Raw genomic sequence first — 19,792 nt, 5'->3', positions numbered from 1 at the left:
CCATGCGCTCTGCTATTTATAACTTCTTTGTGCAACTTTAATATTTTCAAACTTCAGTTCTTCTTTGTGAAGTTCGAAGTTTACACCTTCTTTAAATTCCCAGGCGGCTACGTATGCGTAATTTACATCATCACGTAATGCTTCACCCTCTTCCGTCTGATACTCCTCACGGAAGTGGCCACCACAACTTTCGTTACGGTTTAAAGCATCGATACACATCAACTCACCAAGTTCGATAAAATCAGCCACACGACCTGCTTTTTCCAATTCAGGGTTAAGCTCATTGACAGCACCAGGCACACGTACATCTTTCCAGAATTCTTCACGCAAAGCCCTGATCTCCTGGATGGCTTCCTTCAAACCTTTTTCATTACGGGCCATACCACATTTCTCCCACATAATGTGGCCTAAACGCTTGTGGAAATGATCTACCGATTTCGTTCCTTTAATGTTAACTAGGGTATTCAGTATGCCTACTGCTCTGGCTTCTGCCTCTGCAAAAGCAGGGTGATCAGTCGGGATAGCTTTAGTAGAGATTTCTTTTGATAAATAAGCACCTATAGTGTACGGTAAAACGAAATAACCATCGGCTAAACCTTGCATTAAAGCAGATGCACCTAAACGGTTAGCACCATGATCGGAGAAATTAGCTTCTCCGGTGCAATATAAACCAGGTACAGATGTCATCAGGTTGTAATCAACCCATAAACCGCCCATCGTATAGTGAACCGCCGGATAAATACGCATTGGCGTTTCGTAAGGATTTTCACCGGTAATCTGTGCATACATGTCGAACAGGTTACCATATTTTTCCTTAATTACTGCAGTACCTAAGCGCATGCAGGTTTCTTTATCCGGATTGTGGTTACCTGCTTTAGCTGCTTCGATTCTTCCGTAACGCTCTGTATTGGCTTTAAAGTCTAGATAAACAGCCAGTTTAGAAGCACCAACACCATAACCTGCATCGCAACGCTCTTTGGCTGCACGCGAAGCCACATCACGAGGAACCAGGTTACCAAAAGCAGGATAACGGCGCTCTAAATAATAATCTCGTTCATCTTCCGGAATATCTGAAGCTTTACGGTTGTCATCTTTCTTTTTAGGCACCCAGATACGTCCATCGTTACGCAACGATTCAGACATCAGCGTTAATTTAGATTGATGATCGCCAGAAACCGGGATACAGGTTGGGTGAATCTGCGTGTAGCATGGGTTTGCAAAATAAGCACCCTGTTTATGTGCTTTCCACGCTGCCGTTACATTACTCCCCATCGCATTGGTAGAAAGATAGAATACATTACCGTAGCCACCAGTACCCAATACTACCGCATGACCGAAGTGACGCTCAATTTCTCCTGTAATTAAGTTACGGGCAATAATACCACGTGCTTTGCCATCAATTTTAACCACTTCAAGCATTTCGTGGCGGGTATACATTTCTACTTTACCCATACCAATCTGGCGTTCTAGAGCAGAATATGCACCTAACAATAACTGTTGACCAGTTTGACCAGCAGCATAAAAGGTACGTTGCACCTGTGTACCACCAAACGAACGGTTATCTAACAAACCACCATATTCACGGGCTAAAGGCACACCTTGTGCCACACATTGATCTATAATATTGGCACTTACCTCGGCCAAACGATGCACATTGGCTTCACGGGCACGATAATCGCCTCCTTTAATCGTATCATAGAAAAGGCGATAAACACTATCACCATCATTCTGATAGTTTTTTGCTGCATTGATACCACCCTGAGCAGCGATCGAGTGTGCTCTACGTGGCGAATCCTGGAAACAAAAACATTTTACTTTGTAACCCATCTCGGCTAAAGTAGCCGCCGCCGATGCACCAGCTAATCCCGAACCTACAATGATTACTTCAATAGTTCTTTTGTTCGATGGGTTAACCAAAGGCACTGAAGACTTATATTTTGTCCATTTACTGGCTAATTCGCCTTCTGGAATATTTGAATTAATATCTGACATATATCTTTTTGTGCTAAAACTTAATCAATTAAATGTGTATAAACTGCAATTGGCATTAATGCGAATACGATCGAAATAATCACTGCATACCATACACCAACGCGTTTAATAATCCCGTTATATTTGGAGTGGTTCCATCCCATCGTCTGAAATGCAGAAGCGAAACCATGCAATAAGTGGTAACAAAGGGAAATCATCAATAAAACATAAGCAATAACCCTAACCGGATCTTGAAACTTTGCTCTCATTACGGCATATAAATCCTCATGTCCGTTGGCATCAACTGTCGGAATTCCTGTGAAACGGGAAACCACCCAAAAGTCCTTCAAGTGGATAACAAGAAAAATCAGCAGTAAAGTTCCCAACAAGCCCATGGAGCGACTGTACCACTTACTGTTGGCGCTACCATTATAAACTGTATAACCTTCCGGTCTGGCTTTTCTATTTTGAATAGTTAGGTTAACTGCCTGGTAAATGTGCACGAGTAAACCTAAAAACAATATGTACTCACCCGCTCTAATGATCCAATTGGTAGCCATAAAATGCGCCCCAATATTAAATTTCAAACCATTATCGTCAAGAAATATTAACGAATTAATACCTGCATGTACAATTAAAAAGAGTATCAGGAATATCCCTGTAATACCCATCACGTATTTTCTTCCTATTGATGAAGAAAGTGCATTTCCGAAACCACTCATTTGATTAGGATTTATATCTAAATTTTCTGCAAAAATATCTAATTATGAGTTTAATTTATAAACGATTATGACAAAACAGCGATAAAACATTTATTTAGAAACATTCTAAAGCATATTCGTAATTAATCGAAAGAATATGTGCTTATTTAGGGTTTCGGTTATTAATATCAGTTCAAATGTAGCGGCAGATACAAGGTTTCCTTTCATTAAAAATTAAAAGTATGGGTGTTCTGATGAAAAAAATACCATCACTTATCCCTTTAAAAATGCACCAACCAAAGAAGGTGAAGAAATGATCAGCTTTTACAAACAAAAAGAGGAGATGAATAAAAACCTATTAGATAGTTTAGCGCAGGCAGAGCATGAACCCGACCTCGCTACTGCCGAGAATATTGCAGAGAAGGCAAAAAAGGCAGATATATGGAGAGAGAAAAAAATAAATTCAGAACTGAATAATATATAGAAGGCGAAACGCCTGATGGAAAAAAGTTTGATTTGAGTATATTAAAAACGGTTAACCTTATGATCTGCTGGGTTGCTTATAGCGGAAAAAACAGAAAAAATAATCAGATATTGGTTCATCTTTACGAAAAATATAAGAATAGGAACGTAGAATTTATCGGCATATCTTTCGACAGGAACAAGCATAGCTGGGAAAGTGTAATTAAAGCCGACAGATTGATCTGGCCACAATATTAAGACCAGTTAGGCGCAAAATCGCCAAACGCAAAAAACCTAAGTAGTTATGGCGCGACCTATTTTTTTAACAGATAAAAATGGTATAGTGCTCAGCAACAATAACCTCACCCTGGATTTTGTAGACAGTGAAATAAGCAAATATTTAGCAGGTAAAGAATGAGCAAAAAATAGCAATGCATAAAAAAAGTCCCGATTTACATCGGGACTTTTTACGATTTATGTATTCGAGTTTTCTTAAGCTACTTTAACATTTACCGCGTTTAGGCCTTTTCTACCTTCTTCTACATCGTAGTTTACGGTATCATTCTCGCGAATGTTATCGATTAAGCCTGAAACATGAACAAAAATTTCGGCATCGCCATTAGATGGAGTGATAAATCCGAAACCTTTAGTTTCATTAAAAAATTTTACTGTTCCTTGTTGCATTATATTGTATTTTAATTTCACCAAAGATAGGTTTAAATACCTATAAATCAATTTTTTATTTTTTTTATTATATAAATACTGCCAAATACATCGTCTATTTGTGCTTTAAGTACCTTTTGAGATCCCATTTAATGTATTAATAATGGCTACACCACATGGTTTTATCACTAAAATGCATTAAAAACAAGGCGCTCTAAGTTGCTTTCCTGCGTGAGCAAAGCAAATTTAGACCCCAAAATTCGAAACTTTACAACCTCATCTCCAATTAGCGATAAACAAGACTTTCGCTTGGTTCATAATTTACCGTCACGTTTTCGGTAATTTTTACAACCAATGTTTCGTTGGCTTTAGTACTATAGCTTAAGATTAACAAATCACCAACGATTTCGTGTAAAATTAATTTCGGACTGGTATAGGTAATCGAAACCACATGTGCTGCTTTATTTAATAGATCTGAAGCATAAATATGTAACTCGGCCCAATCAAAAAGTATTGGACGGTCTTTAAGATCATTTAAAATAGGCATTTTATTTTCTAAGGCAGCAATGCTGTTCATTACCGAATACTGAAGCTTTTGATTTAGCGTACCTGCCTCTTCGTTATTTAGCAGCATCTGTGAAAAAGTATGCACTTGTTGATCCAGGCTGTATAGTTTTGATCTCTTTTGAAATTCTTTATAAGTATCATGAAATATCCGTCTTTCAAAATCCGTTCTGCACATGAAGTTGAAATATTGTTTTATGCTGAGGTTAATACTAGCTAAAGCCATAAGTTCGGTTTTTGTGGGTGATTCCAATATGGAACTATAAAAATTACTTAATCTCGTTAAAGGCTAATGATCAATCGATAATAGCGAAACTAAATCTTGATTATGAAAAACGGATGAATATTGATTTAGGTATAAAAAATTAAGCAGAGCAGCTGAGATTTAAGGTCTTTTAACAAACTGCATTCAAATCAATTGTCATTCTGAACGCAGTGAAGAATCTTTTGGCATAACGCGACAATCTGTAAAACGCAGATTAAATTATGATAATTCAATTTTGAAAAAACTGTTCAGTGAGCTGGCGGGTTACTACTATTATAAAACATGTATCACTAAAATAAAATTGATATGGAAATGAGAAACAACCATGCTTTGATCCAGAACTTGCTAGATTGTGCGTTAGCTTGTGAACATTGTGCATCATCTTGCTTAAAAGAAGAAGACATCAATATGATGATCAATTGTATTAAACTGGATAGGGATTGTGCGGATATCTGTACCCAGGCGGCCAGATTATTGCAAAGAGACTCGGTTATAGGGCGTCAGTATTTATTGCTTTGCGAAGAAATATGCAGGCTTTGTGCTGCAGAATGTAGTAAACATGATCATGAACACTGCAGGCAGTGTGCGGCGGCCTGCGAAGAATGTGCGGACGCCTGTCATGCCAATCACGAAACTATCAATCAGGACTAAAATAAAAAAGGCTTCCCGGTTTAACCTGGGAAGCCTTTAAACTATTTATTACCACTAATTACTGTGCAGGGAAACTGTAGTTATACGATCCTTGTTCACTAACACCAGAAATACTTACCATATTGTTTCTGCCTAAAGGCAATGCTTTTTGAACATCAGCCACAGAATTTACGGGTTGTCCGTTTACTTTGGTGATAATTAAACCTTTTTCTATCCCAATATTATCGAAAGCTTTACCCGTAGTAACTGATGTTACCACCACACCACTGTTAATGCCATATTTCGATTTCTGGGCTTGAGTAGCCGGAACAAAAGTTGCACCTAGTTTAGAAACCTCTATGCTTTTGCCTGCAGCATTTTTTGCCGTAAGGCCAACACTGGCTTCTCCTTTTAACGTTACGGTATAATCTTTAAGCGCGCCATCTCTCAACACGGTTAATTTAACTTTATCGCCAGGATTTAAGCGACCTACTCTTTCCTGAAGATCAGGCGAATCGTTAATCACTACACCATCAACTTTTTTAATAACGTCGCCTGCTTTGATCCCAGCCGCAGCAGCACCGCCGCCAGCAACAACATCACTCACATACAAACCACTGATTTCATTGGTTTTAATACCTTCAGGTTTTTCTTCACCACTTAAAGGTACGAAGTTAACTCCGATATAACCACGTTTAACCGAGCCATACTTCATAAAATCGTCTACAATTTTGCGGGCCAGGTTAACCGGGATTGCAAATCCATATCCCTGGTTGTATCCGCTTTGTGATGCGATTGCAGAGTTAATACCTACCAATTCGCCATTAGCGTTTACAAGTGCACCCCCACTGTTACCTGGGTTAATGGCGGCATCTGTCTGGATAAATGACTCTATACTGGTATTTGCCGGACGATCTGGTCGCTTACCGGTGCGTTGGTATTCACGATATTCTTCTTCTGTAATTTCATTACCCTGTTGCTCACGGCCAATGATACCGATGCTACGGTTTTTTGCACTTACAATACCCGCTGTTACCGTTGTATTTAAATCTAACGGAAAACCAACAGCCAATACCCATTCTCCAACCTGTACATTATCTGAATTACCCATTTTTACTACAGGTAAACCTGTCGCATTTACTTTGATTAATGCTAAATCGGTATTCGGATCTCGGCCAATTATTTTTGCCTCTACCTTACGCCTGTCTGTTAAAACCACCTCAACTTTCTCCGCATTTTCTACCACGTGGTTGTTGGTTACGATATACCCATCCTGACTGATGATTACACCAGAACCAGATGCGGCTCTCGGCATACGCTGCATCTGACGGCCACCGCCACCAAAGAAATCTTCCATCATATCAAACGGTGAAGAACTTCTGCCTCCGCCACTCTGTGCAGCGTAAGTTGTTTTAATATGTACTACACCCGGTGCCACTGCTGCGGCTGCCTGGGTAAAATCTGCAGTACCTGCTGATGATACTTTGAGTGGATTATTGGCAAAATACAAATTCTGTTTTTCAGTAATCGTACTGCCGGTTTGATTATGCTCAAATAGCTTATAACCCCCAATCGCTGCTGCCCCACCTATAAAAGCAGCTAACACGCTAATTCCTAATATTTTTTTCATGTGTATGTATATTGTTTTTTAATGGCTCCGATTATTATAAACTAATTTGCTAGCTAATGGTTTAGCTTATAATATCGTTACTAAATGTTATTGTTTGCAGGAGCGTTTTTATTTTTGGTTTAAGCAGGATGCTCCAGCAGTTCTCGTCTGCTTAAATTTTCTTTAGTAAGTTTATTCAAATTTAATACCATATAAACGATATTTGTATCCTCAAAGCACTTAGTTTTGTGTTAAAAAATGTTAAATCAAAAAACACAAATCAATAAATAGCTTTTCGCATCTCAAATATTGCACTAGAAAATGAAGCTTTCATGAAAATTAATTTCTTTAAATACCAGGGCGCAGGCAACGATTTTATTTTAATAGACCATACCAAAAAAACACTAAAAGATATTGACAATCAATTAGTTGAAAAATTATGCCATAGAAGATTTGGCATTGGTGCCGATGGATTAATGTTTTTAACCAAACATGAGAATTATGATTTTGAAATGCATTATTTTAATGCAGATGGTCAGCCCGGGAGCATGTGCGGAAATGGTGGAAGATGCATTGTCGCTTTTGCCAAACAACTCGGCATTATTGATCGGGAAACAAACTTTTTGGCAGTAGATGGCCCACATTATGCCAGAATTTCCGAAAACGGAGAATGGATCGATCTACAAATGATTGATGTTGAAACCATTACCAAAGACGGTGTAGCTTACATATTGAATACTGGCTCGCCACATTACGTTGCCCTACAAAGTAATTTAAAAGATTTTGACGTTTTTACAGAAGGAAAAAATATCCGCTACAATTCTACCTATGCAGCAAAGGGGATAAATGTAAATTTTGTTGAAGATAAGGGCGATCATTTATTTGTACGCACTTACGAGCGCGGTGTTGAAGACGAAACCTATGCTTGTGGTACCGGCGTAACAGCGGTTGCCATGGCTATGGCCAAACATAAAAACCAAACCGGTCATATCAAAACCGATATTAAGGTTTTGGGCGGCGATATTAAAGTAGAATTTGACTACGACGGTAATACATTTATCAATGTATTTTTATGTGGACCAGCCAAATTGGTTTTCGAAGGGGAAGTAGGCTAATCTTTTTGTAAACCCTGCAGTTTTTCAAAATCTTTCGGGGTCGCAATCAAATTGTCTCGTGTAAAACATACACCCATAATACTTTTTGTTTACTAAAATAAACAGAATTAACTATAAAAAAAGTGCTTTATAACAAGCAATTTTAACAGCTTTTAACATCTGTCTCAAGATATTTACACACTCATTTTTAGCTGAAAAATTCATTTAAAGAGCTAATTCATAACCTTTTAAATAAAGGAACCAACTTTTCCACACCTAAAATAAATCAATCGATTGATTAAATGACAGAATTTGGACAGATTTATTTTTGGTTAGGCTCTATTTTTGGACAATTATTGCGGAATCGAAGTCCTAAATTTTGAAGACGCTCTTAATTCCGGAAATTCAAATTATACACACACATAAATAGTCCATGAGAAAAGTTACAACTCTCTTTTTTAGCGTGAGCATCGGTATGCTCCTGGCGTCCTGCGGGAACAATGACGATGCTAAAAAAGCAGCAGCTGCGGCAGCAGCTGGTCCACAAACCTATCCGGTTTTTACCGTAAACACACAAAATACCACGTTAGATTCTGATTATCCAGCAACAATTGAAGGCATCCAAAATATAGACATCCGCCCAAAAGTTGACGGCTTTATTGAGAAGATTTTCGTGGATGAGGGTGCTGTGGTTAAAAAAGGCCAGTTACTTTTCACCATCAATGCACCTCAGTACGAACAACAGGTACGTACTGCGAGAGCGGCTATAACTAGCGCAGAAGCAGATGTTAATGCCGCCCAGTTAACCGTAAATAAAACCAGGCCCCTTGTTGAAAAAGACATTATCAGTAAATACGATCTTGATGCTGCTCAATTAACATTGCAAAGCAGAAAAGCAGCATTGGCACAGGCCAAAGCCGAACTGGTAAATGCACAGGTTAACCTGGGATATACCTCGATAAAAAGCCCGGTTGATGGTGTGGTTGGCAGTATTCCTTTCAGAAATGGAAGCTTAGTGAGCAGTACCAGTACCCAACCCTTAACAACAGTTTCCAATACATCAAAAGTTTATGCTTACTTCTCTTTAAACGAGAAACAACTTTTAGATTTTTCTAAAAATTATAAAGGAAATACTTTGGCCCAGCAAATGAAAAACATCCCGGCGGTAAGTTTGATACTTGCGGATGGAACCGTTTACGCACAAAATGGCAAAATCGAATCCATCAACGGACAGATTAATACCAGTACTGGTTCTGCGAGTTTAAGGGCCACCTTCCCTAATCCTACTTATCTATTAAAAAATGGTGCCAGTGCTTCGGTAAGAGTTCCTCAGCACATCGAGAATGCCATTTTAATTCCACAAAAATCAACGATCGATTTACAGGGCAAAAAATTCGTTTATGTTTTAGGCGATTCGGCCAAGGTAATTAACACTGAAATTGAGATTATGGATCTCGCCAAGGGCAAGTTCTATGTCGTAACCAAAGGCCTTAAAAGTGGGGATAAAATTGTTTTGGAGGGTTTCCAATCATTAAAAGATGGGACTAAAATCAAACCTGAAGAAAAAAGTGCCGATTCAGTTTATGCTGAGATCAAGAAATAACAATATCATGTTGCTTATCACACTTTTATAGTGTAATCAATATCAATTATGTTCAAGAAATTTATAGAAAGACCGGTTTTGTCAACGGTTATATCCATCATCATCGTGATACTCGGTGTTTTAGGTTTAGCTACGTTACCGGTTTCACAATACCCTGAAATTGCTCCTCCAACGGTGCAGGTTTCTACTTCATACCAGGGTGCCAATGCTGATGTGGTGATGAACAGCGTAGTTGTTCCGCTGGAAGAGCAGATAAATGGTGTGGAAGACATGACCTACATGACTTCCAGTGCCAGCAACGATGGTTCTGCAACCATTACCGTAAACTTCAAACTGGGTACCAATCCCGATCTTGCAGCGGTTAACGTACAGAACAGGGTTGCCCGTGCAACCAGTTTACTACCTGCTGAAGTAACTAAATCGGGGGTAATTACCGCGAAAAGACAGGCGAGTAACGTACTGATCTTTGGCCTATATAGCGACGATCCTTCCTATGATCAGAAGTTTTTGCAAAATTATGCCAACATCAATATCATTCCACAGATTAAACGGATCAACGGGGTTGGTGATGCGAGTGCCTTCGGAACGTTGGATTATACCATGCGGATCTGGTTGAAACCTGATGTAATGGCTACTTATGGTCTCGTGCCTAACGATATTAGTGTAGCCCTTGCCGATCAGAACGTGGAGGCCGCTCCTGGTCAGTTTGGAGAGTTGGGTAATCAGGCATTTCAATATACCCTGAAATATACAGGTAGGTTGAAAGACGAGGCTCAGTTTGGCAATATCATTATCCGCACTACGGATAACGGCCAGATTCTTCGATTGAAAGATATCGCGAGAATAGAATTAGGTGCGCAAAGTTATGCCAGTTCTGTTAAATTTAACGGAAAACAGGCTTTGGGTATTGCGATTAATCAAACCGCGGGTTCAAATGCGAAAGAAGTAATCGAAAACTCCATCAAAACTTTGGATGAAGCGCAAAAATCTTTCCCAAAAGGGGTACATTACTCCACTTTGGTTAACGTAAACGACTTTCTGGATGCATCGATTGAAAAGGTGCTTCATACCTTAATTGAAGCATTTATTCTGGTATTCTTGGTGGTATTTATCTTCTTACAGGATTTCCGGTCGACCTTGATTCCGGCAATCAGTGTGCCGGTGGCCATTATCGGAACCTTCTTTTTCTTAAGTCTATTTGGTTTCACCATCAACCTGCTCACCTTGTTCGCCCTGGTACTCGCTATTGGTATTGTGGTAGATGATGCCATTGTGGTAGTGGAGGCCGTTCACGCCAAACTGGATGAAGGTTATACCGATGCCAAAAAGGCAACTATAGATGCCATGGACGACATTAGCGGAGCGATTATCTCCATCACTTTAGTAATGGCTGCCGTATTTATCCCGGTGAGTTTTATCTCCGGATCTTCAGGCGTGTTTTATAAACAATTTGGCTTAACGCTGGCCATTTCGATCATTTTATCAGCTGTTAATGCCTTAACTTTAAGTCCGGCATTATGCGCTTTGTTCTTAAAACCGCATAAAGAAGAACACCAAAAATCTAAAAATTTTTTACAGCGTTTTTACGATGCCTTTAATACCTCCTTCGATGCCGTAACCGGAAAATATAAAAAATCTGTAAGTTTTCTTTCCGGAAAAAAATGGATCGTTGGTTTGATAATTGTTTTTTTCGCTGGACTATTGGTTTGGACAATGAATACTACGCCCAAAGGTTTCGTGCCAAATGAGGATTTGGGAACCATTATGAGCGATATCTCCTTACCGGCAGGAACTTCTCAGGAAGAAACAGGCGTTATTATTACCAAGATTGATAGTATTGCACATCAGATACCTGAAATTAAAAATACTTTAAGGGTAGTGGGCCGCAGTATGATCAGTGGTTCGGGTAGTTCTTACGGTATGGTAATTTCACGTTTAACCCCATGGGATGAACGTAAAGGCCGTGATGTAAAAGCAATCATCGGCGAATTATTTGCCAAAACAGCAGGTATTAAAGGGGCTAAGATTATTTTCTTTGCACCGCCAACTATTCAGGGTTTTGGTACGAGTGGTGGTTTTGAGTTCCAGTTACAGGATAAAACCGGCGGTGACATTAAAAAATTCAATGAAATTGGAAATGCATTCTTGGCAGCATTGAGTAAACGTCCTGAGATTCAATATGCCTCCACTTCATTTAATCCAAATTTCCCACAATATCAGATTGATGTAAACGTGGCAAAGGTTAAACAGGCGGGCCTGAATGTTAGTGATGTATTAGGTGTAATGCAGGGTTATTATGGTGGTGTTTATGCTTCAAACTTTAACAAATTTGGTAAACAGTTTAGGGTAATGTACCAGGCTGATGCGCAGTATCGCGCTAATGAGCAAACCTTAACCCGCATTTTTGTCAGAACCTCTTCAGGGCAGATGGCACCAGTATCAGAGTTTATCACATTAACCAAAGTATACGGACCGCAGGCCATTTCACGTTTCAACTTATTTACATCAATTTCGGTAACGGGTAACCCAAATGCAGGTTACAGCTCGGGTGATGCGTTAAAAGCTGTTCAGGAAGAGGCCGCGAAAAATCTTCCGGCAGGTTACGGTTACGAATTCTCAGGTTTATCACGTGAGGAGATGGCGGGCGGAAGCCAGACGGTTTTCATCTTTTTACTTTGTGTAATCTTTGTTTACTTCCTGCTCGCTGCACAATATGAAAGTTATATTTTACCGTTAGCGGTTTTATTCTCCTTACCGGTTGGTTTGGCAGGTGTATTCGTTTTCGATAAAATTTTCGGAGTAGACAATAACATTTATACGCAGATTACGCTGATCATGCTTGTGGGACTTTTAGCTAAAAATGCGATTTTGATTGTAGAATATGCAGTAGATAGAAGACGAAAAGGCATGAGTATCGCTAATGCCGCAATTGATGGTGCAACAGCACGTTTACGACCGATTTTAATGACCTCTTTTGCCTTTATCCTTGGTTTATTACCGTTGATGCTTTCATCAGGTGTTGGGGCTGCAGGTAACACCTCAATTGGTACAGGCGCTGTAGGTGGTATGTTGATCGGAACGATATTTGGGATTTTCGTTATTCCTGCCCTGTTTATCATATTCCAGTCTTTGCAGGAGCGGATCAGCAATAAATCACCTTTTAACGAAGGTATCGACCATGAACAAACGCAAGAGGAATACGAATTGGCTACTGCGAACAGCAAACATTAATATTAAGAAAATGAATTTTAGATATAAACATTCCCTTTTAATCGGTTTAGTCATTGTTGCCCTGAGTGCCTGTGTAACTAAAAAATACGAACGCCCTCAGGTAAAAAGCGAAGGTTTGTACCGGGATAATAATACAACAGATACGACTACGATGGCCGATCTACAGTGGAGAACATTGTTTTCGGATACTACATTGCAATCGCTGATCCAACAAGGGATAAATGAAAATTTAGACCTGAAACAGGCCATTGAACGAATCAAAATTGCCGAAGCAACTTTAATACAAAGTCGTGGGGCTTTATTACCAAGCTTACAGGCTGATGTAAATGTAACCGACAATAAGCAGTCGCAGGCTTCGTTAAACTTTCCTCCTGGGATCAATATAAATTTAGAAACCCAAACCTATAAAGCACAGCTGAGTACCAGTTGGGAAGCCGATATCTGGGGAAAATTAACAAGCGCAAAACGCGGTGCGTATGCCACTTTATTACAAACTGATGCCGCAAAAAGGGCCGTACAGACCCAATTAATCGCTACCATCGCCAATAACTATTATACTTTATTGGCTCTTGATAAACAATTGGCCATTACTGAACAAACCATTAAGGTGAGGGCGCAGGACGTGGAAACCATGAAAGAATTGAAACAAGGCGCTGTGGTAAATGGTGCGGCGGTTGTGCAAAGTGAAGCCAATTTATATGCTGCACAGGTAACTTTGCCTGATTTAAAAAGAAGTATTAAAGAGGCTGAAAATGCATTAAGTGTACTGGTAGCAAAAGCACCGGATGCCATTAACCGCACCACTTTAGATCAACAGACTCCTTATGCGAATTTACAAACAGGGATTTCAGCACAACTGTTAAAAAACCGTCCTGATGTAATTGCCGCTGAATATGGTTTTAGGTCGGCTTTCGAAAATACAAACGTAGCGAAAGCTTATTTTTATCCTGCTTTTACCATTACCGCGGCAGGTGGATTATCAAGCTTACAATTACAGGATTTCTTTAGTAAATCTATCTTCTATAATTTAGTGGGCGGTTTGACACAGCCAATTTTTGCCAGGGGCGCAAACAAAGCCCGCCTGAAAACTGCAGAAGCCAATCAACAGATTGCCTTTTACAACTTTCAACAAACGCTTTTAACAGGTGGACAGGAAGTGTCAAATGCCTTGTATGCCTACCAAACTGCTGCAGAGAAAGAGGAGACAAGGGCAAAACAAATTGCCTCGTTAACCAAAGCAGTAGATTTTACCAAAGAATTGTTGCGCTACAGCTCGGCAACAAACTACACTGATGTATTAACTTCAGAACAGAGTTTGTTAACCGCACAATTGAACAGCATTAACGACCGGTTACAAAAATTGCAATCGGTGGTAAATCTCTACCGTGCATTGGGTGGCGGCTGGAAATAAACAATAACTAACAAGCACCATATAGGCATTCTGATTTCAGGATGCCTTTTTTGTACTTAATTAATGGGAGATTTGTCACTCCAAGCGAAGCCGAAGGGCATTTGTTATTTTTGCCCCATAAACATTAGATGACTATATGTTTTTTTAATGTATCTTCCTGAGCGCAGCGAAGGATATTTTAAATAAGATATGTTATTTTGCGGGATCATAACACATTAAACTGCTGCATCAACGTTAATTTTTTTATGCAGATTAAAAATCCATATATTTTTTACCCAAAAAATGCCAGTTTTTTTGATGTAACCGCAAAATATTGTAAGTTTAGAGTTTTTTAAGCGCTTAGCTTATAAAAATTTTAAACCAATCAATGTTACGTGTCGATAGCTCTAAAGCCTGTAAAGTGGTGTACTCATTGTGCAAACATGAGTATCTGGGCTATTTAATTGAACCACACGTAGTTCAGCTCAATCCTCAGGGAGATTTCTCCTTTACCTATCAACGAATTTTCACACATACCGCTGAAGAATTTAATGCCTGTTTAAGTGATATTGATTATAAGCTGATCAAGATTCTGGATGATATCGAACAGGATTCGCTGATTAAAAAATATTATAAAAAATTAATCAGGCCTACTGAATTCTTTACCAAAATTTTCGACGATAAGTTTTATGAAAATGTTCGTCCTAAAATTGAAAAGAAACTTGCCGAAGCTTTAGAAATATTAAAGGTTAAAAATGAGCTTTATGTAATGGACAAAGACGGCTGGCCTGTAGAGCGAAAAATAGAACTTGCTCACGAGCCTGCATCTATCCTTTTCCATTTCCGGAGAAACGAAATGGAAACACGTTATTTTCCAACCATTAAATATCAAAACCTGCGCATCGAATTTATGTTTAAAGAAGCACAGATTATTAGCAACAAGCCTGCCTGGTTATTGCTAAACGATGTGTTATACTTTTTTGATCAGGATATTGAAGGTAAAAAATTACAACCTTTTTTGAATAAGCGTTTTATTGCCATACCTAAAACAACAGAAGCCACTTATTTTGAAAAATTTGTTGCACCCTTAATAGAAAAACACCACGTATATGCTGAAGGCTTCGAGATTAGGACCGAACAGTTTGAGGCTATACCGGTTATTAAAGTTTTATATGTTGACGGCGGCCTCTCTCAGATTCAGCTCTATTTTAAGTATGGAGAATATACATTCCCGGTAGAAAACGCACATAAAGTTACCGTACGTTTAGAAAAAACAGCCGATAACTATATTTTCCACCGCATTAAACGTTCTGCAGACTGGGAAAAAAAACAATTCAATCTCCTGCTCTCATTAGGTTTAAAAAAAACAAGTTCTTTATTCAGTAACCTGGAAGTAGCTTCGGAAGAAGAAAATCCAAGTTATGGAGCTATAAATTGGGTTAACGAGCATATCGAAATCTTACAGGCATCTGGTTTTGAACTTGAACAGGCTACAGGGCAGAAAAAATTCGTATTCGGGGCGAGTAAAATCGACCTGGAGGTTAAAGAAGGAAATGATTGGTTCGATATTCATGCCGTGGTTTGGTTTGGTAAATATCAAATCCCTTTTCTAGCTTTAAAACAGCATATTTTACATAAAAAGCGCGAATTTTTATTGCCTGATGGGGAAGTAGCCATTATTCCCGAAAAGTGGTTTAGCCAATATGGCAGTCTGTTCAGTCTTGCAGAAGCCGGCCAAACGCTCAAATTAAAAAAACACCATATTGGTTTAATCAACGATCTGGCCGAAGATAGCTTGGCAAACGTTACCCTTGAGCGTAAGCTTCAACGGCTATCAGACTTTGAAAATATTGCCGATACACAAATGCCGGTGCATTTTAAAGGCAGTTTACGCGATTACCAGAAAGCCGGCTATAACTGGTTTAGTTTTTTACGCGAATACAACTTTGGTGGTTGTTTAGCTGACGACATGGGTTTGGGTAAAACCATCCAAACACTGGCCATGCTGCAAAAAGTGAAGGAAGAGGATCAATTGCGTGAAACGCAAATCACCTCTCTCATCATCATGCCTACTTCTTTAATTTATAACTGGTTAACAGAGGCTAAAAAATTTACACCAAAGCTTAAAATACTGGCACATACGGGCACCAACCGAAATAAAGACGTAGCCAATTTTGCCAATTATGATATTATCATTACCACCTATGGCGTAACCCGCGTAGATATAGACGAATTGAAAAATTTCTATTTCAATTATATCATTCTGGATGAAAGTCAGAACATTAAAAACCCCACATCAAAATCGTTTAAAGCCGTCAGGAGCTTAAAATCGAAACACAAACTGATTCTGAGCGGTACACCGGTAGAAAATTCGGTTAGTGATTTATGGTCTCAATTGACTTTCTTAAATCCTGGGTTATTGGGTACGCAGGCATTTTTTTATGAAGAATATGTGCAGGCAATAGAAAAGAAAAAAGACGAAGAAAAAGCGCGTAAGCTGCAATCTATTATTAAACCTTTTGTACTCAGAAGGACAAAAGAACAGGTAGCTGCAGAATTACCGCCAAAAACAGAGCAGGTAATTTATTGCGATATGAGCGAAGACCAGGCCGCCTATTACGAAAAAACCAAATCAGCTTACCGCAACGATTTATTGCAAAGTATGGATGATGGAACCTTCGCACAGAAACAGGTTCAGCTTTTACAGGGATTAACTGCTTTACGTCAGCTGGCCAACCACCCCGTAATGATTGATGCTGATTACATGTCTGATTCGGGTAAATTTGAAAATGTAATCCATACATTGGATAATGTGCTTAAGGGCGGACATAAGGTTTTGGTTTTTTCACAATTCGTAAAACACCTGGATATCTTCAGAAAACATTTTGAAGCAGAGCATATACCATTTGCTTATTTGGATGGCTCAACCCGTAACCGTGGTGAGATCGTTTCTGAATTTCAACAGAATACCGAGCTGAAAGTTTTCTTAATCTCAATCAAAGCTGGTGGCGTTGGGTTAAATTTAACTCAAGCCGATTATGTTTTTATCCTGGATCCATGGTGGAACCCTGCAGTAGAACAACAGGCTATTGACAGAACGCATCGGATTGGTCAGGATAAAAAGGTTTTTATCTATAAATTTATTGCAAAAGATACTGTTGAAGAAAAGATCCTGGCTCTGCAGAACCGCAAAAAATCTTTAGCCAGTTCATTAATCACTACTGAAGAAAGCTTCTTTAAATCGTTGAGCAAAGAGGATATCAGAGATATTTTGAATTAATATAAAGTATTTACAGTCATTGATTGATATAGCCTATATGAACAAATTGAATTTTGGAAGTAAATTATTTCAGGCTCTTGATCACCAATAAGATGCCGAACAGCCCTCCGGGCGGCCTGGCAGAAGTTCAGCAAGACGATTCCATAGAGAATAGCCACATTTAAATTCTTTTCAAACTCATTCTCTACTTGGTTGTTATACAATTGAACATAAATTCTATCATTATGACAAATCAAGATTTTAATACTGCTGTTAACAATGTTAAAGAGGCATGGAAATATCCGGAGTTATTCGAAAATGTTTCAAAATCAGAGCGTTGGTTATCCGGCGCTGCAGGTACATATTTACTTTTTAAGGGCATCACCAGCATTTTTTCGCATCCTGTAATTGGTTTAACCGGTGCTGCCATTGGTGCAGGACTACTTTACCGCGGTATTACAGGCTATTGTCCAATGCGCGATCTGGCAGAGCAACGAAAAGAAGATGTAGCTCCTGATGAAGTAGTGATTACTGAAACCTATGTTGTTGACGATTTAGGGTAAAATTTTAAATACTAAATTTCCATTTCTTAATAAACTGGTTAACTTTAAAAAGTTAAACCACAATCATGAACAAGTACACACTATTATTTATCCCCGCACTTTTTGCCGGGCAAGCTATGGCACAAGATAAGAAACCAGATCCTGCCAATGACCCCAAAACAACTGAAGTTTGGCAACCTGTTCCTAAAATTGTTACACCAGGCAAATTGCCTCAGGATGCACCATCTGATGCTATTATTCTTTTTGGTGGAAGAAATTTAGATGCATGGCATTCTGTTAAAGACCCATCCAAGCCTGCTGAATGGACGATTGATGATGGCTTTTTTACCGTAAAAAAAGGGACGGGGAATATCGAAACAAATAAAAAGTTTACTGATTACCAACTGCATCTGGAATGGAAAATACCAGAAAACATTTCTGGTGAAGGTCAGGCACGTGGAAACAGTGGGGTATTTTTGGCTTCAACAGGAGGCGGTGATGATGGTTATGAAATCCAGATTTTAGACGTTTATAACAACAAAACCTATGTGAACGGACAAACAGGGAGTGTTTATAAGCAAGCCATTCCATTAGCTAATGCCAACAAAAAACCCGGCGAATGGCAATATTACGATATCATTTGGAACGCACCACGTTTCAACGAAGACGGAAGCTTACTAAAACCAGCGAGTGTTACCTTGTTTTTGAATGGTGTACTTCTGCAGAACGGATTTATATTGAAGGGTGCAACCAGGTACATCGGTGCTCCCGAGTATAAAAAACATGGCCCGGCCTCTATAAAACTACAAGATCATGGTGATCCAAGCCCTGCCATTAGTTTCAGAAACATATGGGTAAGAGAATTATAATTTCAACATAACAAGACGTGAACCTTGTCTGTAACCTGGGCATCGATCAGAATTGCGATTGTATAACTTAAGGGAATTATGTCACATTAAAAATGTGAATCTCTTACATCCTCTTTGCAGACGGGGACGATAACGAATGATAATTTCGAAAAAAACAATAAAGAACCTGCCGGCCAAAAGCTTGCAGGTTTTGTTATAAATAACCTGGCTGATCATTATACATTTTAAACAGCAAAAGTTGAATGTTGCAGTTTTAAGAAGTTTGGAGCATTTCCATATACAGCTCCCTACTGATCATTTCGGCGCCTAAACTCATTAAATGATCGTTTGGTAACTGGCAATCGATCAGATCGATATTCAGGTTACTTAAAAAAATTAATGCTGCCTTGGAGGCATTACTTACATGGCTAAACATACTTTCACCACAAAAGACACGGTTAACCTTTAAACCATATAAGCCGCCAACCAATTTATCTTCCTGCCAAACCTCTATACTGTGTGCATAACCCTGGTTATGGAGTTCGGTATAAGCATCTTGCATTTCACTGGTAATCCATGTGCCATCCTGCCCTTTCCTTGTGGTAGTGGCGCAGTTTTGGATAACCCGGGCAAAAGCCTGGTTAATAGTAATTTTAAAAACCTCCTGCTTTAATATTTTCTTCATGCTTTTACTGATCTTGATTTGATCAGGATAAATCACACAGCGCTCATGTGGCGAATACCAGAGAATCGGTTCACCTTCACTAAACCATGGAAATATACCATTTGCATAGGCAATCAGTAACCGCTCCGTACTTAAATCGCCCCCAATGGCTAACAAACCATCCTCTTCTGCCAAAGCCGGATCAGGAAAGCCCGGGTGGTCATCTAGTAGCTGAAAAAACATGATCAAAAATAAGAAAGAAAAGAAAGATTAAACCCTGAGGTTTTAAATAAGTC

Annotated in this window: 16 protein-coding genes; 10 read left to right on the top strand and 6 right to left on the bottom strand. The window is 39.1% G+C overall.

What is annotated here, in order from left to right:
- Nucleotides 1–12 precede the first annotated feature (12 nt).
- On the bottom strand, nucleotides 13–1,992 hold the full coding sequence (locus ACK1I8_RS20090; protein WP_412467050.1) for a fumarate reductase/succinate dehydrogenase flavoprotein subunit: 1,980 nt from the start codon (nucleotides 1,990–1,992) through the stop codon (nucleotides 13–15).
- 20 nt (nucleotides 1,993–2,012) lie between these two features.
- Nucleotides 2,013–2,693: a succinate dehydrogenase cytochrome b subunit gene (locus ACK1I8_RS20085; RefSeq protein ID WP_412467049.1), complete on the bottom strand. Its 681-nt coding sequence runs from the start codon at nucleotides 2,691–2,693 to the stop codon at nucleotides 2,013–2,015.
- 322 nt (nucleotides 2,694–3,015) lie between these two features.
- Between ACK1I8_RS20085 and ACK1I8_RS20080 the strand changes: the two genes are divergently transcribed.
- Together ACK1I8_RS20080 and ACK1I8_RS20075 are read left to right on the top strand one after the other, a co-directional pair.
- Nucleotides 3,016–3,156, top strand: coding sequence for a hypothetical protein (locus tag ACK1I8_RS20080; protein WP_412467048.1), 141 nt, complete (start codon nucleotides 3,016–3,018; stop codon nucleotides 3,154–3,156).
- 32 nt (nucleotides 3,157–3,188) lie between these two features.
- The gene (locus tag ACK1I8_RS20075; RefSeq protein WP_412467047.1) at nucleotides 3,189–3,392 is read left to right on the top strand and encodes a thioredoxin-like domain-containing protein; all 204 of its coding nucleotides are present in this window, start codon (nucleotides 3,189–3,191) and stop codon (nucleotides 3,390–3,392) included.
- 234 nt (nucleotides 3,393–3,626) lie between these two features.
- Here the strand turns inward: ACK1I8_RS20075 and ACK1I8_RS20070 are convergent, their stop codons facing one another.
- Nucleotides 3,627–3,818 (bottom strand): cold-shock protein, encoded by a 192-nt coding sequence (locus tag ACK1I8_RS20070; RefSeq protein WP_293785538.1) that lies wholly within the window; start codon nucleotides 3,816–3,818, stop codon nucleotides 3,627–3,629.
- Between the two features lie 265 nt (nucleotides 3,819–4,083).
- Complete coding sequence (locus tag ACK1I8_RS20065) at nucleotides 4,084–4,587, bottom strand: hypothetical protein (RefSeq protein WP_412467046.1); 504 nt, start codon at nucleotides 4,585–4,587, stop codon at nucleotides 4,084–4,086.
- A 345-nt stretch (nucleotides 4,588–4,932) separates the two neighbouring features.
- On the opposite strand from ACK1I8_RS20065, the gene ACK1I8_RS20060 reads away from it, so the two are divergent.
- Nucleotides 4,933–5,277: a four-helix bundle copper-binding protein gene (locus ACK1I8_RS20060; RefSeq protein ID WP_412467045.1), complete on the top strand. Its 345-nt coding sequence runs from the start codon at nucleotides 4,933–4,935 to the stop codon at nucleotides 5,275–5,277.
- A 58-nt stretch (nucleotides 5,278–5,335) separates the two neighbouring features.
- Here ACK1I8_RS20060 and ACK1I8_RS20055 read toward each other — a convergent pair whose 3' ends face one another.
- The gene (locus tag ACK1I8_RS20055) at nucleotides 5,336–6,886 is read right to left on the bottom strand and encodes a trypsin-like peptidase domain-containing protein (protein ID WP_412467044.1); all 1,551 of its coding nucleotides are present in this window, start codon (nucleotides 6,884–6,886) and stop codon (nucleotides 5,336–5,338) included.
- A gap of 311 nt (nucleotides 6,887–7,197) precedes the next feature.
- Here ACK1I8_RS20055 and dapF point away from each other — a divergent pair, with 311 nt between their 5' ends.
- The 7 genes from dapF to ACK1I8_RS20020 all read left to right on the top strand — a co-directional run bounded on the left by dapF (nucleotide 7,198) and on the right by ACK1I8_RS20020 (nucleotide 18,853).
- Nucleotides 7,198–7,980 (top strand): diaminopimelate epimerase, encoded by a 783-nt coding sequence (dapF, locus tag ACK1I8_RS20050; RefSeq protein WP_412467043.1) that lies wholly within the window; start codon nucleotides 7,198–7,200, stop codon nucleotides 7,978–7,980.
- A 412-nt stretch (nucleotides 7,981–8,392) separates the two neighbouring features.
- The gene (locus tag ACK1I8_RS20045; protein WP_412467042.1) at nucleotides 8,393–9,562 is read left to right on the top strand and encodes an efflux RND transporter periplasmic adaptor subunit; all 1,170 of its coding nucleotides are present in this window, start codon (nucleotides 8,393–8,395) and stop codon (nucleotides 9,560–9,562) included.
- Between the two features lie 48 nt (nucleotides 9,563–9,610).
- Nucleotides 9,611–12,793 carry an efflux RND transporter permease subunit gene (locus ACK1I8_RS20040; RefSeq protein WP_412467041.1) on the top strand — a complete coding sequence of 1,061 codons (3,183 nt, stop codon included), beginning with the start codon at nucleotides 9,611–9,613 and terminating at the stop codon, nucleotides 12,791–12,793.
- A 10-nt stretch (nucleotides 12,794–12,803) separates the two neighbouring features.
- Nucleotides 12,804–14,204, top strand: coding sequence for an efflux transporter outer membrane subunit (locus ACK1I8_RS20035; RefSeq protein ID WP_412467040.1), 1,401 nt, complete (start codon nucleotides 12,804–12,806; stop codon nucleotides 14,202–14,204).
- Between the two features lie 367 nt (nucleotides 14,205–14,571).
- Entirely contained in the window at nucleotides 14,572–17,463 is a 2,892-nt protein-coding gene (locus ACK1I8_RS20030; RefSeq protein WP_412467039.1) for a DEAD/DEAH box helicase, read from the top strand.
- Nucleotides 17,464–17,687: 224 nt separating this feature from the next.
- Nucleotides 17,688–18,005 (top strand): DUF2892 domain-containing protein, encoded by a 318-nt coding sequence (locus tag ACK1I8_RS20025; RefSeq protein ID WP_412467038.1) that lies wholly within the window; start codon nucleotides 17,688–17,690, stop codon nucleotides 18,003–18,005.
- Nucleotides 18,006–18,070: 65 nt separating this feature from the next.
- Nucleotides 18,071–18,853, top strand: coding sequence for a DUF1080 domain-containing protein (locus tag ACK1I8_RS20020; RefSeq protein ID WP_412467037.1), 783 nt, complete (start codon nucleotides 18,071–18,073; stop codon nucleotides 18,851–18,853).
- Between the two features lie 253 nt (nucleotides 18,854–19,106).
- On the opposite strand, the gene aat is transcribed toward ACK1I8_RS20020, so the two are convergent.
- Entirely contained in the window at nucleotides 19,107–19,739 is a 633-nt protein-coding gene (gene aat / locus ACK1I8_RS20015; RefSeq protein ID WP_412467036.1) for a leucyl/phenylalanyl-tRNA--protein transferase, read from the bottom strand.
- Nucleotides 19,740–19,792: the final 53 nt, after the last annotated feature.

The sequence above is a fragment of the Pedobacter sp. KLB.chiD genome (assembly GCF_047040275.1).
Taxonomy (GTDB): Bacteria; Bacteroidota; Bacteroidia; order Sphingobacteriales; family Sphingobacteriaceae; genus Pedobacter.
Note: the sequence above shows the minus strand (reverse complement) of the source record. Positions and strands in the feature narration are given on the sequence as shown.